This window comes from Mycoplana sp. 10N416 (genome assembly GCF_056394765.1).
On record NZ_JBFTIM010000002.1, the window covers coordinates 594,871 to 612,924 of the forward strand.

An 18,054-nucleotide genomic window follows, 5' to 3' on the forward strand; every position below is an offset into this window, starting at 1 on the left:
TTATGATTCGTCGGACAGGATTCCAGCCTTTCTGCACCAGTCGCGCAAGGGGGAGAGGCATGGATGACCGAGCGCAACACGCAGGTTTTCCAGGGTTCGTGGCATATGTCTCATATAAGCCGGCTTGCCGTCGCGCTGCATGAGCCGGACCCAGATGCCGACGAGCTTGCAGTTGCGTTGCGCGGCCATGATGTGCCAGGCCTCGAGAAAGGCGTCGCGGTCGAAGTTTTCCGACCGCGCCCTGAGGTCCAGATACCGCTCCAGCATCTGTTGCGCAAGCTCGACGGGGACATCGACGCGCGCGTCCTGTACCAGCGAGGCGACGTCATAGGCTGTGGGCCCGATCATCGCGTCCTGGAAGTCGATGATGCCGACGCGGTCGATACCCTGCGCTTGTGGCCGCCAGATGATGTTGGGCGAATGGAAGTCGCGCAACAGCAGGTTCTTTTCAGCCGATGCCAACCGGCTGGCCAGACCGGCCCAGATTGCCCTGTATTCCGCCCGCAGGGTATCGCTGGCGGGGCTTCCGGTCCGCCAGGGCAGGTACCAGTCGGTCAGAAGGCTGACCTCGATCTGGATCGCGTCGTGGTCGAAGTCGGGGATGCGGTAGTCCGTTCCATCATCGATCGGGATCGTATTGCTGACCGGTTGCGAATGCAGCTCGGCGAGCAATGCCACGCTTTCCAGATAGCGTTCGGCGATCGGCCGACCCTGGTGGTCAAGGACCCCCTCGGTCCCGAGGTCCTCGAGCAGGAGAATGCCGCGGTCCAGGTCGTGGTGGAAGACCGCAGGCGCGGCAAAGCCACGGCTGCCGAGATAGGTGGCGATCGCCACGAACGGGCGTACGTCCTCGGCGATGTGGGCGATCTGCTGGTAATATTTGCCATTCTCGAGAATCGGGCCCGGCGGATGGCGCGGCGAATCCATCAGGACAAAGCGCTGGCCACCCACGTAGACGTGCTCGTAGGCCCGGACGGATGCATCGCCCGTCAGGTGCCGCCGGCGTGCGTCCGGGTAACCGGCGCCAGCGAGGAAGGCGCGGATGTCGAGCGTTCGCCTGACGCGCGCGGCGATGGCGTCCGGGGCCTCGATCTCGACGCGCCGGCCGGTTCCTTCGTGCAGGAACCGCAGGGCGAGCCGCTCAGCCGGCAGGGCGTCTTCCGCGCGCTCCGGCCATTCCACGAGACAGACGCCATCCTCCAGCGCCTCCTCCAGCCCGAGCTCGTCCAGTTCCGCTGCCTCGGCGATGCGGTAGAGGTCGAAATGCGCGATCGGAAGGCGGAGTGCATAGCTCTGCACCAACGTGAACGTCGGGCTCGGCACTTCCAGGAACTCGTCGTCGGCAACGGCGCGGATCAGCGCGCGGGCAAAGGTCGACTTACCGGCGCCGAGATCGCCGGAAAGAGCAACCAGATCGCCCGGGCGCAGCGCGCGGGCGATGTCCTCGCCGAAGCGGATGGTTTCCGCTTCGTCCGAAAGATGGATCGTGCCGACGAGCATGGTCCTATTCCGCTGCCACGATTGTCGGCAGTTGGGCGGCCGGGATGCGGCAGGTGACGCGGGTGCCTTCTCCCTCGCGGCTATCGATCGTCACGGTGCCGTGGTGCAGGCTGACGAAGCTCTCGACGATGGAGAGGCCGAGACCGGCGCCACCGCGGCGGCCATGACTTTCGAACCGGCTGAACACGGTGCGCAGCACGTCCTGCGGAATACCGGGACCATTGTCGGAGACGGTGAAGGCCAGATCCTCGCCCTCACGCCAGCATTTCAGTTCAATTTTCGTCCCGTCCGCGGCAAAGTTCGCAGCGTTCGCCAGGAGCTTGATGAGGATCTGCTTCAATCGCTGGTGATCGGCCACGATCGTGCCCAGCGCGTCCGATGCGACGATATCCAGCGTCACGTGGCTTTCCTGCAGTCGGTCGGCAAACACCGCCGCGACCTCGTCGAGCAGGCCCGCCAGGCTGATCTCGGAAAGGTCGAGTTGCATGATCCCGGCGTCGACCGTCGCCAGATCGAGGATGTCGTTGACGATCGTCAGCAGAACTGCGGACGAGGTGGCGATGTGATCGACATATTCGGCCTGGCGTTCGCTCAGCGTCCCCATCGACGGCGTTTTGAGCAGGTCGGCGAACCCGATAATGTTCGTCAGCGGCGAGCGCAGTTCGTAGGAGACGTGCTGGACAAAATCGTTCTTCAAGGCGTCGGCCTTGCGCAGCGCCTCGTTCTTTTCCGTCAGGGCGCGCTCCACGCGCACGCTGTCGGTGATGTTGACGAACGTCAGCATCGTCTGGGCGTTGGAGAGCGGAGTGACGGCAAAGTCCAGCACCAGACCGGTGGAGAGCTCGAGCACGCCGCGGTCCGAGGGGCGCTCGTCGTCGAAGCTGGTGATGAGCTGACCGAACCGCTTCCAGCCGTCGGCGCCGTCATAGGACGGTGCGCATGCCAGTTCGATGTCGCGAATATGCGTTCCCGGTTGTGCCTGTTGCTCGGTGATACCCCAGATCGCCCGGAAGGCGGGGTTAGAAAGGCGAAGACGCCCGTCCGGCCCGAAAACCGCCACGCCCTCGGAGAGATGATCGATCGTCTCGTCCTGGACCTGCACAAGCGTGTTGTAGCGCGTTTCGAGATCGACCTTTTCCGTCAGGTTCTCGAAAACCCAGGTTGCCCCACCTTGCGGGCGGGCAGTCGCGAAGACCCGCAGTGTCTGGCCGTTCGGCAGGTGCCAAAGGTCGGTCTGCGTGTCGATGGCCCGATAGACGGACAGGGCGTTTTCCTTCCACTGCCGCCAGTTCAGTTGCTCGGGCAGCTTTGCTGCGGCGCGAAGGCGATCCAGCATCTCACCGTGATCGGGATGGCTCTCGAGAAAAGCCATATCGAGGTCCCAGAGCCGCTGGAACGCCTGGTTGTAAAACTGTAGCCGCTGGGCGCCGTCGAAAATCGCCACCGGCGTTGCCAGATGGTCGAGCGTCTCGGCATGGCTCTGCAGCGTGCGTTTCAGCTCTTCGCGTACGGCCTCGGTCTCCGACACGTCGAGCGCGATGCCCGCCGAGCCGGCGGGGCAAAGGGCATCCACGACGTCGAAGAATCCGCGCGTGCCGCGCACGACGGTGGAAACCCTATCGCGAAACGGTGTGTCGACGGTGCTGCTTGCTCGGATTTTTTCCCGGGCGACGGCCGGCAGAAGTTCGCGGCCTTCGCGTACGGCCTCCTCGGCATCGCGGGCCTCGACTGCCTCGCCATAGGCCGCGTTCGCCCAGACGAGTGTTCCTTCCTTCGCGCGCTGCCAGACCGGCAGATCGAGCGAGTCCAAAAGGTTCTGGAAGACGGTCAGGGATTGCTCCAGCCGGTCGCGTTCGAGCTCCAATTCGGCGGCCTCGCGGCGCAGATTGTTGAGCGCGACGAAGCGCACAAAGGCCTGACCGCCGGAAACGCGGCCCTGGACCTCGATGATCTCGTCTCGACTGGTCTCGACGATCAGGTCGAAGCTCTGTGCATGCGACCGTAGCGCCTCGATTGCCCGCTCCGCCTCCGCTGCCGAACCTGGCTTGAGCCAGCGCCCCAAGGCAAGAAACTCGCCGTCGACGGTGGGGGCGCCGGTTTCTGGCGGCAACTGGCCAAGCAGTTCCGGCTTCTGCGAAAAACCGTCCCAGATGATGATGCGGCGATTCTTGTCGCTGATCAGCGCCTGCAATCGAGCATTACGGTGCTTGGTGTCGGACACCGTCGAACGAAGCGCCCGGTTCTCGTCTTCCAACCTGCTGCGCTGGCGGATCATCCAAATGGCGGAAAACAGCGCCGCCGACACCACGCCCAGCAGCACGGAAAAGGTCACCACCTCGGAGGAGCCAAGGAGGCGGGCACTGGCTTCGTTGGCCGCCAAAGCGCCGGACGGACCGCTTGCGGTCGCAAGTGCCGATCCAGCCAAAAGATGTCGCAGCCGGCGGCCATGGCGTGGCGCGCTCGAAAGCGAGCCGATGCATGCCGCCGCAAATTGTCTGGCGCGATCCATGGCCGCTTGCTCAGTCGTCCGGCAACCGCCCCGTTTCAAATCCCACCTCATCCCCGGTATGTCTCCGTCCATTTGCCGCCTGATCGACAAGACATCCCAGACCCGACGCCCACGCACGACCTCGCCCGTTGAAAGGCGGAGGTTTGTAGCGGAGACGCGATTCTGGAGCGACCCTTGTACGTCCCTGATGGACGTGCGGCGCTCCAGCTCCGCATCTCGGCGTCGAATCAACGACATAACCATACTTCCTTAGCGAATCTGCGGGAAGCGGCGCGGGCAAAAAAGAAACCGCCGCCCTGTCAAGGCGGCGGCTAACTACATGTTGTGGATAAGTCGGGTAAGGATCAGTACCGGTAGTGTTCGGCCTTGAATGGACCCTGCGGGGCGACGCCGATATAGGAGGCCTGTTCCTCGGAGAGGTCGGTCAGCCTCGCGCCGAGCTTGGCGAGATGCAGACGGGCGACCTTCTCGTCGAGGTGCTTCGGCAGGATGTAGACCTCGTTCTGGTACTTGCCGGTATGGGCGTAGAGTTCGATCTGGGCCAGCACCTGGTTCGAGAACGAGGCAGACATGACGAATGACGGATGACCGGTGGCATTGCCGAGGTTCAGCAGACGGCCTTCGGACAGCAGGATCATGCGGTTACCCTTCGGGAACTCGATCATGTCGACCTGTGGCTTGATGTTCGTCCACTTGAGGTTGCGCAGACCGGCGACCTGGATCTCGTTGTCGAAGTGGCCGATGTTGCCGACGATCGCCATGTCCTTCATCTCGCGCATGTGATCGACGCGGATGACATCCTTGTTGCCGGTGGTGGTGATGAAGATGTCGGCCGTGGCAACGACGTCCTCAAGCTGGACGACCTCGAAGCCGTCCATGGCGGCCTGCAAGGCGCAGATCGGGTCGATCTCGGTGACCTTGACGCGGGCGCCGGCGCCGCGCAGCGAAGCCGCCGAGCCCTTGCCGACGTCGCCGTAGCCGCAGACCACGGCGACCTTGCCGGCCATCATCACGTCGGTGCCGCGGCGGATGCCGTCGACCAGCGATTCCTTGCAGCCGTACTTGTTGTCGAACTTCGACTTGGTGACCGAGTCGTTGACGTTGATCGCCGGGAAGGGCAGCAGGCCCTTCTGCTGGAGCTGGTAGAGACGGTTGACGCCGGTCGTGGTTTCCTCGGTGACGCCCTTAATCGCATCACGCTGCTTGGTGAACCAGCCAGGGGAGGCCTTCAGCCGCTTCTTGATCTGGGCGAACAGGATTTCTTCCTCTTCCGATCCCGGATTGGTAAGCACGTCCTCGCCGGCCTCGGCGCGCGCGCCAAGCAGGATGTACATGGTGGCGTCGCCGCCGTCGTCGAGGATCATGTTGGAGAGGCCGCCATCGGCCCACTGGAAGATCTGGTCCGTGTAGTTCCAGTATTCCTCCAGCGTCTCGCCCTTGACGGCAAACACCGGGATGCCGGCCGCAGCGATCGCCGCGGCAGCGTGATCCTGGGTGGAGAAGATGTTGCACGAGGCCCAGCGGACTTCGGCGCCAAGCGCAACCAAGGTCTCGATCAGCACGGCCGTCTGGATGGTCATGTGCAGCGAACCGGTGATGCGCGCGCCCGTCAGCGGCTTGGCGGTGCCGAACTCTTCCCGGCAGGCCATCAGGCCCGGCATTTCCGTCTCCGCGATCGCGATTTCCTTGCGGCCGAAGTCGGCGAGGCCGATGTCGGCAACGTGATAGTCCTTGGTGTTGCTCATGCGTTTCTCCAGACTGAATTGGTCGTGTCTCGGCGCCGCGTTCGCGCCGATCGTAGCGGCAGCCGGCATCACTCGATGCGGCCGCACCTCTCGGTGGGCGCATGCTTATCAGTAAATATCAGGGCGGGCAACCAAGACATAAAGAAGTCTTTATGTCTTTATGTTCGTCAGGATCAGATTTCCTCGCCGAAGCGATTTGCGACGAGCGCCTCCAGGGCGGCGAGAACTTCCGACGCCTGAACTCCGATTGCGGTGACATGCACCGAGCAGCCGGGGCTGGCAGCCAACATCATCAGCCCCATGATCGACGTTCCGCCCACGGTCATGCCGTCCTTGGACACGGTCACCTCCGCATCGAAGCCGTCAACGGTTTGGACGAACTTGGCCGAGGCGCGCGCGTGCAGACCACGCTTGTTGATGATCAGGAGGTCTTTGGAGTGGGACATGGTCGAGCCGTGCATGGGGTGAGCGCATCCATCTACTTGCCGCTGAGAACACGGCTGGCGACGTTGATATATTTGCGGCCCGCTTCCGATGCCTCGACGAGGGATCGCTCCATGTCGTCATCATTGCGCACGCCCGCCAGCTTGATCAGCATCGGCAGATTGACGCCGGCGATGACCTCGATCGTGCCGCTGCTCATGACCGAAATGGCAAGATTTGAGGGCGTGCCGCCGAACATGTCCGTCAGGATGATGACGCCGTGGCCACGATCGGCGCGCTGGGCCGCTTCCACCACGTCCTGCCGTCGCTGATCCATGTCGTCCTCGGGGCCGATGCAAACGGTTTCGATCGCCTCTTGCGGCCCCACGACATGCTCAAGTGCGTGACGGAACTCTTCCGCCAGCTTGCCGTGGGTGACAAGCACCAGTCCGATCATATGCACCGCTCCAATTGCCCAAATAAGCCGGCGTCCGGTCATATCGCACTGCAAAATGGACGTCCACCGTTGGGGAGGCCATCTTGTCGATGAAAAGGCCGAGTGCAAGTTAAAAATGCCGGCTGGCAGCCATTTCGCCCGGCATCCGGGTCAGTTCTGGACCAGAAATGGCAAGATAAGCGTCAATCGATCGAAGAAATCAAAGCCGTCGCCGATCGGCAAGCGCGTGACCGGTAGCCGGCGGTCCGGCAGGATTTCGCGATCCTCCGTCTCCGGCGCGATCCGCTCGGCGAAGGGGGAGCGGATGGGTTGGACGATCCGCGTAAGGATGGCGCAGGGCACGGTCTCCACCGTAACGATGCCGGCGCCGCGCACCTCGGCGAGGCCCGCGATCGTTGCCGGCGCGCGCGCCACGATGGCGCTCCCGGCTGCGCTGACCAGGACCTGATCGTCGGCGACGAGCGCCGAAAAGAGCCCCCGTTCGCGTGCACGACCGACGCAATGAAGCGCGGCCGCACTCTTGCCGGACCCGGATGGCCCCATGAAAATCAACCCGGTGGTGCCGATGACGATCGCGGTGCCATGCACGTTGACGCCGTGACTCATTGGGGGCGTCCCGCCGGCAGCGAAAGGATGAAGCGCGCGCCCTTGATCTCGCCGGTGCCGCGATCGATGATGTTTTCGGCTTTCAAGGTGCCGCCATGCGCCTCGGCGATCTGTCTGGAGATCGACAGGCCGAGGCCGGAATTCTGGCCGAAGCCCTCGCTCGCAGGGCGATCGGTGTAGAAGCGCTCGAAGATGCGGTCGATGTCTTCGACCTGGATGCCGGGGCCGTTGTCCTCGACCTTGACGATCCGTCGACCATTGCGGCTGTTCGACAGCCGCACGACGATCCGGCCGCCCTGATCGGGCACGAAGGACCGGGCGTTCTCGATCAGGTTCGTGATGATCTGGCCGATGCGCAGCTCGTAGCCGCTGATGCTGAAGCGCGCCTTCGGGTTGTCGCTGCGGTCGACGACGAAATCCAGGATGACAGGCTTTTTGTTGCTGCGGACCTGACGCGAGATGTCGACCAGATCGCCGAGGACTTTTTCCAGGTCCACCGTCTTGGCATCGCTCCTGGCCAACTCGGCATCGAGGCGCGAGGCATCCGAAATGTCGCTGATGAGCCGGTCAAGGCGGCGCACGTCATGCTGGATGACATCCATCAGGCGCTTCTTCGAGTCATCCGTGCGTGCCAGCGGCAGCGTCTCGACGGCACTGCGCAGCGACGTCAGCGGGTTCTTCAGTTCGTGGCTGACGTCGGCAGCGAAGCTTTCAATCGCGTCTATGCGGTCGTAGAGCGCCGTCGTCATTTCGCGCAAGGCGATCGAAAGGTTGCCGATCTCGTCCTGACGGGCGGAGAAGTCGGGAATCTCTTCGCGCTCTTTCGCTCCGCCGCGCCGCACCCGGATTGCCGCAGCCGACAGGCGGCGCAGCGGATTGGCGATCGTGCTCGACAGGAGCAATGACAAAAAGACGTTGCCGAGCGCGGCTACGCCGAAGACGCGCATGATGGCGAGCCGTTCGGCATGGACGATCTTGTCGATGTCGCCGGCTTGTGTAGAAAGCAGCAGAACTCCGAGCACGGCCCGGAAGCGCTGCACCGGAACCGCCACCGAAACGATGAGCTCACCCTTGTCGGTGACGCGCACGACGGCACCGCGCACACCGGTCAGCGCGTTCATGACCTCCGGATAGATGGAACCGTCGCCGCCCGGCGCTTCCTTATACTGCGGCAGGTTGCTCGGCTGCAGCATGCGGTTGAGCCAGACGAGGAACCGATCCAGCGCCGACAGTTCCTCGACTTCGACGGGCGGAAGGTCGAAGCGCAGAACCTGGCCCTGCGTGTAGAGGTGTTTGGAGTCGAGCAGCATGTTGGCGTCGGTGTCATAGATGCGCGCACGCACCCGGGTCGGCGAAATCAGGCGCCTGAGCACCGGAGCGACGCGTTCCGGGTTGATCGGGAATTCGAGATCGTCGTCGTTTGGCAGCGGCGTGATGCTCTGGCCGGCCTGCAGTTCCAGCAGTTTCTCCGGATCGATGGTGATGGAGTTGGTGTCGACGGAAGCCGAGGCCGAAATCGCGCCGGCGATGATCTCGCCTTGCGTCAGCAGGCTTTCGACGCGGGCGTCGATCAGGCCCTCGCGGAACTGGTTGAGATAGAGGATGCCGGCGACCAGTACGACCAGCGCGACCAGATTGAAGAACAGGATGCGGCGCGTCAGGCTGGAGAAGACGGCGTTGCCGAAGATGCGCCGGATCAGCTTGAAGGGATAGGTCCAGTACCAACGTGCAGTTCGGCCGGCCGGGCGTCCTTCCTGATCGTCCAGTTCCCTGTCCAGTGCGTTCTGTGGCAAAGCGGTCAAATGTCTCGAACGGCTCGCTCGCCGCCTCCGTTCTGGCCGAAATGCCACCGTCGTCCCTTATGATGCAAGTAAAATCGCATCAATTCGCTGGCGGAGAGGCGTTCCGGTCGTCCGAGGCCGTGATTCAGGCCGATTCGCGGAAGCGGTAGCCGACGCCGTAAAGTGTTTCGATCATGTCGAAATCGGCATCCACCATCTTGAACTTCTTGCGCAGCCGCTTGATGTGGCTGTCGATCGTGCGGTCGTCCACGTAGACCTGCTCGTCGTAGGCCGCATCCATCAGGGAATCGCGACTCTTGACCACGCCAGGACGTTGCGCCAGCGCGTGCAGGATCAGGAACTCGGTCACGGTCAGGGTGACGGGCTCGCCCTTCCAGGTGCAGGTGTGGCGCTCCTGGTCCATCGCAAGCTGGCCGCGCTCGAGCGAGCGCGCCTGGACGTCGCCCGTCTTCACGGTCGTGGTCGCTCCGGCGGCTGCGGCCTCGCGGCTGGAGGCGCGGCGGAGGACCGCCTTGACGCGCTCGACGAGCAGGCGCTGCGAGAACGGCTTGGTGATGAAGTCGTCCGCGCCCATCTTCAGGCCGAAAAGCTCATCGATCTCCTCGTCCTTGGAGGTCAGGAAGATCACCGGAAGATCCGATTTCTGCCGCAGTCGGCGCAGAAGCTCCATGCCGTCCATGCGCGGCATCTTGATGTCGAAGATCGCAAGCTGCGGCGGCCGGGCGAGAAGGCCGTCGAGGGCGGACGCGCCGTCCGTATAGGTCTCGACACGGTAGCCTTCGGCCTCGAGCGCGATCGACACCGACGTCAGAATGTTCCTGTCGTCGTCCACCAGTGCGATCGTCTGCATCCTGCTTGTCTCCATGCTCATGTGCGCCTCGCTGTGTTCCTTGGACGTGGTTACGGCCGGCCGATTGGTGCGCTTTCTTTGAGTATAAAGGTGGAACAAATTGTGGCAAAGGCAAAGGTGCGGCCTTCAGCGCGCTATTCGCCATCGCCTAATTTGGCCGATTAAATCGATTTTCAAACCGATTTAAAAAGATGCACAAAATGTTAAATCGATTAATATACTGATATCATTGACATATTTTGAGTGTCCTCTTGTCATTTATCTGCGCAGAGATTAGTTTCCAAAGAAATTCACTCTCTCCCTACAGCGCGAAGGAAAACTGGGCCATGACGGAACTGGGCATTCGCAACCCATCACACGGCCTCGAAGCGATTGGCTTCAAGGACACTGGAACGGTCCGCTATAACCTGACGGAAACCGATCTCTATGACGAGGCACTCGGTCGCGGAGAAGCCGTCAAGACGGCGCACGGCGCGCTGCGTGCGCTGACCGGCCAGCATACCGGCCGCTCGCCGAAGGACAAGTTCGTCGTTCGCGACGACAATACCACCGATCAGATCTGGTGGGACAACAACAAGGAACTGTCGCCGGCGCATTTCGAGGCGCTGCGCCAGGACATGCTGGCGCATGCAGCCGGCAAGGATCTCTTTGTCCAGGACCTGATTGGCGGAGCGGATGCGGAAAACGCGCTTCCGACCCGCGTGGTGACGGAACTCGCCTGGCACTCGCTGTTTATTCGCAACCTTCTGATCCGCCCGGCGCGTGAAAAGCTCGAAGGCTTCCTGCCGAAGCTGACGATCATCGACCTTCCGACCTTCAAGGCCGACCCGGTCCGGCACGGCGCCCGCACCGAGACGATGATCGCCTGCGACCTGACCAACGGTCTCATCCTGATCGCCGGCACCTACTATGCCGGTGAAATGAAGAAATCCGTCTTCACCGCGCTGAACTACATCCTGCCGGCCAAGAACGTCATGCCGATGCACTGCTCGGCCAATGTCGGCCCGGATGGGGACGCTGCGGTCTTCTTCGGCCTGTCGGGCACCGGCAAGACGACCCTTTCGGCAGATCCGAAGCGCACGCTGATCGGTGACGACGAGCACGGCTGGGGCGAAAACGGCATCTTCAACTTCGAAGGCGGCTGCTACGCCAAGACGATCCGCCTGTCGGCCGAGGCCGAGCCGGAGATCTATGCGACGACCCAGCGTTTCGGCACGGTCCTTGAGAACGTCGTCCTCGATGCCAACGGCGTGCCGGACTTCAACGACGGTTCGCTGACGGAAAACACCCGCTGCGCCTACCCGCTGCACTTCATCCCGAATGCGAGCGAGACGGGCGTTGCCGGGCACCCGAAGACGATCATCATGCTGACGGCCGATGCCTTCGGCGTCATGCCGCCGATCGCCCGTCTGACCCCCGACCAGGCGATGTACCACTTCCTCTCCGGCTACACCGCCAAGGTCGCCGGCACCGAGCGTGGCGTCACCGAACCGGAAGCGACCTTCTCCACCTGCTTCGGCGCGCCCTTCATGCCACGCCATCCGGCGGAGTATGGCAACCTGCTGAAGAAACTGATCGCCGAGCACGGCGTCACCTGCTGGCTGGTCAACACCGGCTGGACCGGCGGTGCCTACGGCGAGGGCAAGCGCATGCCGATCAAGGCGACGCGCGCACTGCTGACGGCCGCGCTCGACGGTTCGCTGAACGGCGCACTGTTCCGTCGTGACGACAACTTCGGCTTCGACGTCCCGGTCTCGGTGCCCGGCGTCGACACCAAGATCCTCGACCCGCGCTCGACCTGGGCCGACGGTGCCGCCTACGACAAGCAGGCGCGCAAGCTGGTGGACATGTTCATCGCCAACTTCGCCAAGTTCGAAGACCATGTCGACGGAGGTGTCCGCGACGCGGCGCCGGGGTTTCGTGCCGCAGCCGAATAGTCGCCCCGAAAGTACAGTGTGATTCACGTGAAACCCGGCTCCGGCCGGGTTTTTCGTGTCCTGGCCGCAGCAATGGTAGCGCGTGGTCCGAAAACGGATTTCGCCCGGGCGTCTCCTGGGCTATGCAGGGCACTCATCGTTCAGGAAAAACATCATGGCCAGCGATCCGCTCCCCATCAGAGGCTCCATCGTCATTGCCGGCTGGGAATTGACCGAGCAGTTCGTCCTGGCCGGCGGGCCCGGCGGCCAGAACGTCAACAAGGTCTCGACGGCGGTACAGCTCTTCTTCGATTTGAGGAACTCGCCCTCCTTGAACGATCGCATCAAGGCCAATGCAACGAAGATCGCCGGCCGCCGCCTGTCCAAGGACGGCGTGCTGATGATCGAGGCCAATCGCTTCCGCAGCCAGGAGCGCAATCGCGAGGACGCCCGCGAGCGACTGAAGGAGTTGCTGCTCGAAGCCGCTGAACCGCCGCCGCCGCCGCGCAAGAAGACGCGGCCGTCGAAAGGGGCGGTGGAACGGCGCTTGAAGGCGAAGGCCGGCCGCTCCGACGTGAAGCGGATGCGAGGCAAGCCGACGGCGGATTGATGCCCCACCTGTCGAATGGCCATGTCAGTGCCTGCCGGGTATTCGGTGATGCCCGACGGAAGCCATGAAGAAGCGAGGCGTTGCAATGGCAAGCCATGATCTGCCGGAAGGTTTCACGTATTTGCCGGGCTATCTCGATCGGCCGGGGCAGGAGGCGCTTGTCGAGGAAATCCGCGCGGTCGTTGCCGCAGCGCCGCTCTATGTCCCGCAGATGCCCAAAACCGGCAAGCCGATGTCGGTCCGCATGACCAATTGCGGGTCGCTCGGTTGGGTGACCGATCGCGAGGGCGGATACCGCTATCAGGAGAAGCACCCGGTCACGGGCCAGCCGTGGCCGCCGGTCCCGGCGGGATTGCTGCGAATTTGGGAAGATGTTTCCGGCTATCCGGCGCCGCCGCAGGCCTGCCTCGTCAACTTCTATGACGGAGAGGCGCGAATGGGACTGCACCAGGACCGCGACGAGCGGACCTTCGAGGCCCCCGTCGTCTCGGTGTCGCTCGGCGACCAGTGTCTCTTCCGGATTGGTGGAACGGCGCGCAGCGCTCCGACGCGTTCCTTGCGGCTTTCCAGCGGCGACCTCGTTGTGCTGAGCGGCGAAAGGCGGCTAAGCTTTCACGGCGTTGACCGGGTCTTCACGGGAACATCGACATTGCTGCGGAATGGCGGCCGGATCAATCTGACCCTGCGCCGCGTCGACCCCTAGAGTATGTCTCCCGAAAGTGGGAACCGGTTTCCGGACAAAGACATGCGAAAGAACAAGGACTTAAAGCGTGGCATAGCGAATCTGAAGGATCGCGACGCGCTTTTAAGCCGCGACGCCAGCAGGGGCTTAGATCTTTCTGAGCGCGACCGTCTCGACCAGGTGATTCTCGCCCTTCTGAAGGATGAGATCCGCCCGGGGGCGGGTCGGCAGAATGTTCTGGCGCAGGTTCTTCAGGTTGATGTTTCTCCAGAGCCCCTCGGCGATCGAGAGCGCGTCCTCCTCGCTGACCGCGGCGTAGCGGTTGAAATAGGACTCGGGACTCTTGAAGGCGGTTTCCCGCAGCCGCATGAAGCGTTCGACGTACCATTTGTGAATCAGGTCTTCGTCGGCATCGATGTAGATCGAGAAGTCGAAGAAGTCCGATACCATCGGCACGATCTTGCCATCGGCGGGCAGGCTGCGCGACTGCAGCACGTTGATCCCCTCGAAGATCAGGATGTCCGGCCGGTCGATGACCTGGGAAACGTCGGGCTGGACGTCATAGGTGAGGTGCGAATAGGTCGGCGCCCGGACGTTGGCTTGTCCAGCCTTGATGGCGGAGAGGAACCGCAGCAGCGCGCCGGTGTCGTAGCTCTCCGGAAAACCCTTGCGCTCCATCAGCTTCTCGCGCGTCAGCACTGCGTTCGGATAGAGGAAGCCGTCCGTGGTGACGAGATCGACCTTCGGGCTCGATGGCCAGCGCGACAGCAGTTCGGCGAGAATGCGGGCCGTGGTCGACTTGCCGACGGCGACCGATCCCGCAATCCCGATGACGAACGGCGTCTTCGCCTCGTCTGAAAGGCTGAGGAAGTGCTTGCGCTGCTCGAACAGCAGTTGCGAGGATTCGAGGTGTGCCGAGAGAAGCCGCGACACCGACAGGTAGATGCGCCGCACCTCGTCGAGATCGACGGGGTCGTTCAGGGAGCGCAGCCGCCTGACCTCGTCGGCGGTCAGCGTCAGCGGCGTGTCCGCCCGGAATTGCGCCCATTCCTCGGTGGAGAAGAAGCGATAGGGGGAGTAGCGGGTATGCCCGTAATTGTCGGGAATGTCCGCCTGGATCTGGTCGCGAAGGGACGATGCCGTCATTGCGTTCGGCCCGCCTTCTCAGTGATGCCGGACTGTCCGGTCCGCCGCCCCAGTTCGTCCATGACGTCGACGAGCGCGACGCCGCCGATCCGGAGCACGACCATCAGGTGATAGAGGAGATCGGCGCTCTCGCTTATCAGTGCGGGCCGATCTCCCTCGATTGCGGCGATCACGGTTTCGACCGCCTCCTCGCCGAGCTTCTTGGCCGCCTTCGGTTGGCCGGCGGCGATCAGCTTGGCGGTCCAGGATTGGTCTGGTGAGGCTCCGGAGCGTTCAGCGACGATCCGCTCCAAGTCGGCAAGGGTGAAATCACTCATCGAGGGGGCCTGCCTTTCCGCTCAGTCGAGCCGCATGGCGATGCCATGATCGGCCATGTAGCGCTTGGCCTCGCCGACCGTGTAGGTGCCGAAGTGGAAGATCGAAGCGGCCAGCACCGCAGTCGCATGGCCGTCGCGGATGCCCTCGACGAGGTGATCGAGCGTGCCGACCCCGCCCGAGGCGATCACGGGAACCGATACCCGATCGGCAATCGTGCGCGTCAGGGCGATGTCGTAGCCGCTTTTCTGGCCGTCACGGTCCATCGAGGTGAGCAGCAGTTCGCCTGCGCCCCGTTCCACCATCTTTTCGGCAAAGGCGACGGCGTCGATGCCGGTTGCCTGCCGCCCGCCGTGCGTGAAGATCTCCCAGCGGTCCTCCTCGCCGTCCTTCGATACCTTCTTGGAATCGATCGACACGACGATGCACTGGTTACCGAACTTGTCGGCGGCCTCGGCGACGAAATCCGGGTTCTTCACCGCGGCGGAATTGATGGAAACCTTGTCGGCGCCGGCAAGCAGAAGCTTGCGGATGTCAGCCAGGCTGCGCACGCCGCCGCCGACGGTGAGCGGCATGAAGCAGTGGTCGGCCGTGCGGGCAACGACGTCGAAGATCGTGTCGCGATTGTCGGAGGAGGCGGTGATGTCGAGGAAGCAGAGCTCGTCGGCACCCGCCGCGTCATAGGCCTTGGCCGATTCCACCGGATCGCCGGCATCGACGAGGTTGACGAAGCTGACGCCCTTGACGACGCGGCCGTCCTTCACGTCCAGGCAGGGGATAACACGGGCCTTGAGGGTCAAAGGACGGCCTCCTTCTTTCGCATTTGCGCGTCCTCGCCGCCAAGCGGCTGCGGGCGGCGCGGCATGTCCTTGACATCGAGGCAGGGGATCACGCGGGCCTTGAGGGTCATGCAGTCTGTCCTTTCGCGGCGCGGATCAGCGCAAGCGCCTCCTTCGGATCGATCCGTCCATCATAGAGCGCACGGCCGGAGATCGCACCTTCAAGTTTTGCGGCATCCGGCTCCAGCATTCGGCGGATATCGTCGATCGAGGCCAGCCCACCGGATGCGATGACGGGAATGGAGACGGCATCGGCGAGCTCCAGCGTGGAGGCCCAGTTGATGCCGGTCAGAATGCCGTCGCGGTCGATGTCGGTGTAGATGATCGCAGCGACGCCGGCGCCCTCAAACTTCTTTGCAAGTTCGATCACGCCGAGTTCCGAGGCCTCCGCCCAGCCTTCGACGGCGACCTTGCCGCCCTTGGCGTCGATGCCGACCGCAACCTTGCCCGGGAATTTTTTGCAGGCCTCGATGACGAGGGCTGGATCGCGCACGGCGACGGTGCCGAGGATGACGCGGGCGAGGCCGCGTGTCAGCCAGCTCTCGATGTGATCGAGCGTGCGGATGCCGCCGCCGAGCTGCACCGGGTTCTTCGTCGCCTTCAGAATCGCATCCACGGCTGCTCCGTTGACGCTCTCGCCGGCAAAGGCGCCGTTGAGATCGACCACGTGCAGCCATTCGAAGCCCTGCGTCTCGAAGACTTTCGCCTGAGCGGCCGGGTCGGGATTGTAGACCGTGGCTTGGTCCATGTCGCCGAGCTTCAGGCGGACGCACTGGCCGTCCTTGAGGTCGATGGCGGGAAAGAGGATCATTCTTGTCGTCCGTTCAGTGGCGTGGAAATCAGGGCTTCCAGCGCAGGAAATTGGTGATCAGGGCAAGGCCGAGCGTCTGGCTCTTCTCCGGATGGAACTGCGCCCCCGCCTTGTTGTCGCGGGCGACGAAGGCCGTCAGCGGTCCGCCATAGCTCGTCGTCGCGATCACGTCATCGGGGTTTTCGGCGGCGAGGTGATAGGAATGAACGAAATAGGCGTGCAAGCCGCCTTCACCGGTGCGGATGCCGGCAAAGAGCGGGTGCTCGCGCTGCAGTTCCAGCGTGTTCCAGCCGATCTGCGGAACCTTCAGGTCCGGATCATCCGGCTCGATGAGGACGACGTCGCCGCGGATCCAGCCAAGTCCCTGCGTCACGGTCTTTTCGAGGCCGCGCGAAGACATCAACTGCATGCCGACGCAGATGCCGAGGAACGGCCGTCCGCCCAGTTCGACGCTCTCGCGCAGCGCCTCGACCATGCCGGGTACGGAGTCGAGGCCACGCCGGCAGTCGGCATAGGCGCCGACGCCAGGCAAAATTACTCTGTCAGCGGAGACGACCCGTTCGGGCCGGTCGGTAAGCTCGATCTCGGCGTCGATGCCGGCCTCGCGCGCGGCGCGTTCGAAGGCCTTGGTGGCAGAACGGAGATTGCCCGAACCGTAGTCGATGATTGCCACGCGCATGCTCATTCTCCGTCATAGCCGAGGAGGCCGAGCGCGGGAGGACGGGCGGCCTTGGTGGATGTATCAGAAGCGGGCAACGAAGCGGTCGCGGCGGTTGCGGGGGCCCGCTGCGGCGCATGCTCGCTGTAGTAGATGTGTTCCGCCGTCTCCAGATCGTGGGCCACCACGACCGAACGCAATGTCCAGTCGCGTGCTTCGCGGGCCTTTGCCAGGGCCAGCGGACCTTCGAGCGCCGTCAGGAGCGAGACGGCGATGGCCAGCGTCCAGCCGGCCACGCCAAGTTCGGGTGACGCGATAAGGATCATCGCCGCAAACTGTAGCACCAGCGCGATCGCGCCCCAGAACCACATCCGATGGACAAGCAGCCACAGCGCCGGAAAGAAGAACGCGGTCCAGCGGAAGCCGTCGCGGATGAAGGTGGCATTTTCAGCCGCGGCCGGTTCGCCGGGCGGGGTCAGGATCAGGAATGACGCGGTCAACTCGGTTGTCCTGCCGGTCTGCCGGTCAGGCCAGCGACCCCTTTGTCGAGGGGATGCGGCCTTGCTGGCGGGGATCGATTTCGGTTGCCGTGCGAAGCACCCGGGCGACGGATTTGAAGCAGGTCTCGGCGATGTGATGGTTGTTGGCGCCGTAGATGTTCTGGATATGCAGCGTAATCCCGGCGTTCTGCGCCAGCGCCTGGAAGAACTCGCGCACCAGTTCCGTGTCGAAGGTGCCGATTTTCGGGGCCGAGAAGGCGACATTCCAGACGAGGAACGGCCGGCCGGAAACGTCCACCGCCGCACGCGTCATCGTCTCGTCCATGGCCAGGTCGAGCGAGGCGTAGCGGGTGATTCCGCGCCGGTCGCCAAGCGCCTTGGCGATGGCCTGGCCGATCGCAATTCCCGTGTCTTCCACCGTGTGGTGGTCGTCGATATGGAGATCACCCTTGGTCTCGATGTCCATGTCGATGAGCGAATGCCGCGCGAGCTGGTCCAGCATATGGTCGAAGAAGCCCACGCCCGTCGAGATCTTCGACGCCCCGGTGCCGTCGATATTGACGGTTACGGAAATGGCCGTTTCGTTCGTCTTGCGGGAAATGCTGGCTTTGCGGCTCATTGGACTTGCGCACCCTGAGTGGTCGAAGAAATCTTCGCCGTCCCCATAACAGGGCGAGGCGCAAAA

18 protein-coding genes are annotated in these 18,054 nt (G+C 63.4%); 3 read left to right on the forward strand and 15 right to left on the reverse strand.

Annotation, left to right across the window (positions count from 1 at the left end; genetic code table 11):
- From tsaE to AC1DDS_RS07070, 8 genes are all read right to left on the reverse strand, one after another.
- Entirely contained in the window at positions 1 to 1,500 is a 1,500-nt protein-coding gene (gene tsaE, locus AC1DDS_RS07035) for a tRNA (adenosine(37)-N6)-threonylcarbamoyltransferase complex ATPase subunit type 1 TsaE (RefSeq protein ID WP_477478216.1), read from the reverse strand.
- Between the two features lie 4 nt (positions 1,501 to 1,504).
- Positions 1,505 to 4,009: a sensor histidine kinase gene (locus AC1DDS_RS07040; RefSeq protein WP_477478217.1), complete on the reverse strand. Its 2,505-nt coding sequence runs from the start codon at positions 4,007 to 4,009 to the stop codon at positions 1,505 to 1,507.
- Between the two features lie 344 nt (positions 4,010 to 4,353).
- A complete protein-coding gene (gene ahcY / locus AC1DDS_RS07045; protein ID WP_477478218.1) occupies positions 4,354 to 5,754 on the reverse strand; it encodes an adenosylhomocysteinase in 1,401 nt (466 codons plus the stop codon).
- Positions 5,755 to 5,927: 173 nt separating this feature from the next.
- Positions 5,928 to 6,200, reverse strand: coding sequence for an HPr family phosphocarrier protein (locus AC1DDS_RS07050; protein ID WP_477478219.1), 273 nt, complete (start codon positions 6,198 to 6,200; stop codon positions 5,928 to 5,930).
- A 32-nt stretch (positions 6,201 to 6,232) separates the two neighbouring features.
- A complete protein-coding gene (locus AC1DDS_RS07055; protein WP_477478220.1) occupies positions 6,233 to 6,634 on the reverse strand; it encodes a PTS sugar transporter subunit IIA in 402 nt (133 codons plus the stop codon).
- A 150-nt stretch (positions 6,635 to 6,784) separates the two neighbouring features.
- The gene (locus AC1DDS_RS07060) at positions 6,785 to 7,240 is read right to left on the reverse strand and encodes an HPr kinase/phosphorylase (RefSeq protein WP_477478221.1); all 456 of its coding nucleotides are present in this window, start codon (positions 7,238 to 7,240) and stop codon (positions 6,785 to 6,787) included.
- Positions 7,237 to 9,006, reverse strand: coding sequence for a stimulus-sensing domain-containing protein (locus tag AC1DDS_RS07065; RefSeq protein WP_477478258.1), 1,770 nt, complete (start codon positions 9,004 to 9,006; stop codon positions 7,237 to 7,239). Before AC1DDS_RS07065 ends, AC1DDS_RS07060 begins: the two co-directional genes overlap by 4 nt.
- Before the next feature lie 160 nt (positions 9,007 to 9,166).
- A complete protein-coding gene (locus AC1DDS_RS07070; protein WP_477478259.1) occupies positions 9,167 to 9,892 on the reverse strand; it encodes a response regulator transcription factor in 726 nt (241 codons plus the stop codon).
- A 326-nt stretch (positions 9,893 to 10,218) separates the two neighbouring features.
- Between AC1DDS_RS07070 and AC1DDS_RS07075 the strand changes: the two genes are divergently transcribed.
- The 3 genes from AC1DDS_RS07075 to AC1DDS_RS07085 all read left to right on the forward strand — a co-directional run bounded on the left by AC1DDS_RS07075 (position 10,219) and on the right by AC1DDS_RS07085 (position 13,121).
- Positions 10,219 to 11,829 (forward strand): phosphoenolpyruvate carboxykinase, encoded by a 1,611-nt coding sequence (locus tag AC1DDS_RS07075; RefSeq protein WP_477478222.1) that lies wholly within the window; start codon positions 10,219 to 10,221, stop codon positions 11,827 to 11,829.
- A gap of 154 nt (positions 11,830 to 11,983) precedes the next feature.
- Positions 11,984 to 12,418: an alternative ribosome rescue aminoacyl-tRNA hydrolase ArfB gene (gene arfB / locus AC1DDS_RS07080; protein ID WP_477478223.1), complete on the forward strand. Its 435-nt coding sequence runs from the start codon at positions 11,984 to 11,986 to the stop codon at positions 12,416 to 12,418.
- Between the two features lie 85 nt (positions 12,419 to 12,503).
- On the forward strand, positions 12,504 to 13,121 hold the full coding sequence (locus AC1DDS_RS07085; protein ID WP_477478224.1) for an alpha-ketoglutarate-dependent dioxygenase AlkB family protein: 618 nt from the start codon (positions 12,504 to 12,506) through the stop codon (positions 13,119 to 13,121).
- Positions 13,122 to 13,247: 126 nt separating this feature from the next.
- On the opposite strand, the gene coaA is transcribed toward AC1DDS_RS07085, so the two are convergent.
- The 7 genes from coaA to hisB form a co-directional block, all read right to left on the reverse strand.
- Entirely contained in the window at positions 13,248 to 14,246 is a 999-nt protein-coding gene (coaA, locus tag AC1DDS_RS07090; protein ID WP_477478225.1) for a type I pantothenate kinase, read from the reverse strand.
- On the reverse strand, positions 14,243 to 14,563 hold the full coding sequence (locus AC1DDS_RS07095; protein ID WP_477478226.1) for a phosphoribosyl-ATP diphosphatase: 321 nt from the start codon (positions 14,561 to 14,563) through the stop codon (positions 14,243 to 14,245). The genes coaA and AC1DDS_RS07095 overlap by 4 nt, the downstream gene beginning before the upstream one ends.
- A gap of 21 nt (positions 14,564 to 14,584) precedes the next feature.
- The gene (gene hisF, locus AC1DDS_RS07100; RefSeq protein ID WP_477478227.1) at positions 14,585 to 15,361 is read right to left on the reverse strand and encodes an imidazole glycerol phosphate synthase subunit HisF; all 777 of its coding nucleotides are present in this window, start codon (positions 15,359 to 15,361) and stop codon (positions 14,585 to 14,587) included.
- Between the two features lie 106 nt (positions 15,362 to 15,467).
- Positions 15,468 to 16,211 (reverse strand): 1-(5-phosphoribosyl)-5-[(5-phosphoribosylamino)methylideneamino]imidazole-4-carboxamide isomerase, encoded by a 744-nt coding sequence (hisA, locus tag AC1DDS_RS07105; RefSeq protein ID WP_477478228.1) that lies wholly within the window; start codon positions 16,209 to 16,211, stop codon positions 15,468 to 15,470.
- Positions 16,212 to 16,239: 28 nt separating this feature from the next.
- The gene (hisH, locus tag AC1DDS_RS07110) at positions 16,240 to 16,890 is read right to left on the reverse strand and encodes an imidazole glycerol phosphate synthase subunit HisH (protein WP_477478229.1); all 651 of its coding nucleotides are present in this window, start codon (positions 16,888 to 16,890) and stop codon (positions 16,240 to 16,242) included.
- A 2-nt stretch (positions 16,891 to 16,892) separates the two neighbouring features.
- Positions 16,893 to 17,369 (reverse strand): DUF2628 domain-containing protein, encoded by a 477-nt coding sequence (locus AC1DDS_RS07115; RefSeq protein ID WP_477478230.1) that lies wholly within the window; start codon positions 17,367 to 17,369, stop codon positions 16,893 to 16,895.
- A 25-nt stretch (positions 17,370 to 17,394) separates the two neighbouring features.
- Positions 17,395 to 17,988, reverse strand: a complete 594-nt coding sequence (gene hisB, locus AC1DDS_RS07120; protein WP_477478231.1) for an imidazoleglycerol-phosphate dehydratase HisB — start codon at positions 17,986 to 17,988, stop codon at positions 17,395 to 17,397.
- Positions 17,989 to 18,054: the final 66 nt, after the last annotated feature.

Excerpts from the sequence above, each read along its gene's own strand:
- arfB (WP_477478223.1), top strand. The coding sequence starts at position 11,984 with ATGGCCAGCGATCCGCTCCCCATCAGAGGCTCCATCGTCATTGCCGGC.
- hisH (WP_477478229.1), bottom strand. The coding sequence starts at position 16,890 with ATGCGCGTGGCAATCATCGACTACGGTTCGGGCAATCTCCGTTCTGCC.
- AC1DDS_RS07050 (WP_477478219.1), bottom strand. The coding sequence starts at position 6,200 with ATGTCCCACTCCAAAGACCTCCTGATCATCAACAAGCGTGGTCTGCAC.
- AC1DDS_RS07055 (WP_477478220.1), bottom strand. The coding sequence starts at position 6,634 with ATGATCGGACTGGTGCTTGTCACCCACGGCAAGCTGGCGGAAGAGTTC.
- AC1DDS_RS07060 (WP_477478221.1), bottom strand. The coding sequence starts at position 7,240 with ATGAGTCACGGCGTCAACGTGCATGGCACCGCGATCGTCATCGGCACC.
- AC1DDS_RS07095 (WP_477478226.1), bottom strand. The coding sequence starts at position 14,563 with ATGAGTGATTTCACCCTTGCCGACTTGGAGCGGATCGTCGCTGAACGC.
- AC1DDS_RS07075 (WP_477478222.1), top strand. The coding sequence starts at position 10,219 with ATGACGGAACTGGGCATTCGCAACCCATCACACGGCCTCGAAGCGATT.
- AC1DDS_RS07040 (WP_477478217.1), bottom strand. The coding sequence starts at position 4,009 with ATGGATCGCGCCAGACAATTTGCGGCGGCATGCATCGGCTCGCTTTCG.
- hisA (WP_477478228.1), bottom strand. The coding sequence starts at position 16,211 with ATGATCCTCTTTCCCGCCATCGACCTCAAGGACGGCCAGTGCGTCCGC.
- AC1DDS_RS07085 (WP_477478224.1), top strand. The coding sequence starts at position 12,504 with ATGGCAAGCCATGATCTGCCGGAAGGTTTCACGTATTTGCCGGGCTAT.
- tsaE (WP_477478216.1), bottom strand. The coding sequence starts at position 1,500 with ATGCTCGTCGGCACGATCCATCTTTCGGACGAAGCGGAAACCATCCGC.
- hisB (WP_477478231.1), bottom strand. The coding sequence starts at position 17,988 with ATGAGCCGCAAAGCCAGCATTTCCCGCAAGACGAACGAAACGGCCATT.
- ahcY (WP_477478218.1), bottom strand. The coding sequence starts at position 5,754 with ATGAGCAACACCAAGGACTATCACGTTGCCGACATCGGCCTCGCCGAC.
- coaA (WP_477478225.1), bottom strand. The coding sequence starts at position 14,246 with ATGACGGCATCGTCCCTTCGCGACCAGATCCAGGCGGACATTCCCGAC.
- AC1DDS_RS07070 (WP_477478259.1), bottom strand. The coding sequence starts at position 9,892 with ATGCAGACGATCGCACTGGTGGACGACGACAGGAACATTCTGACGTCG.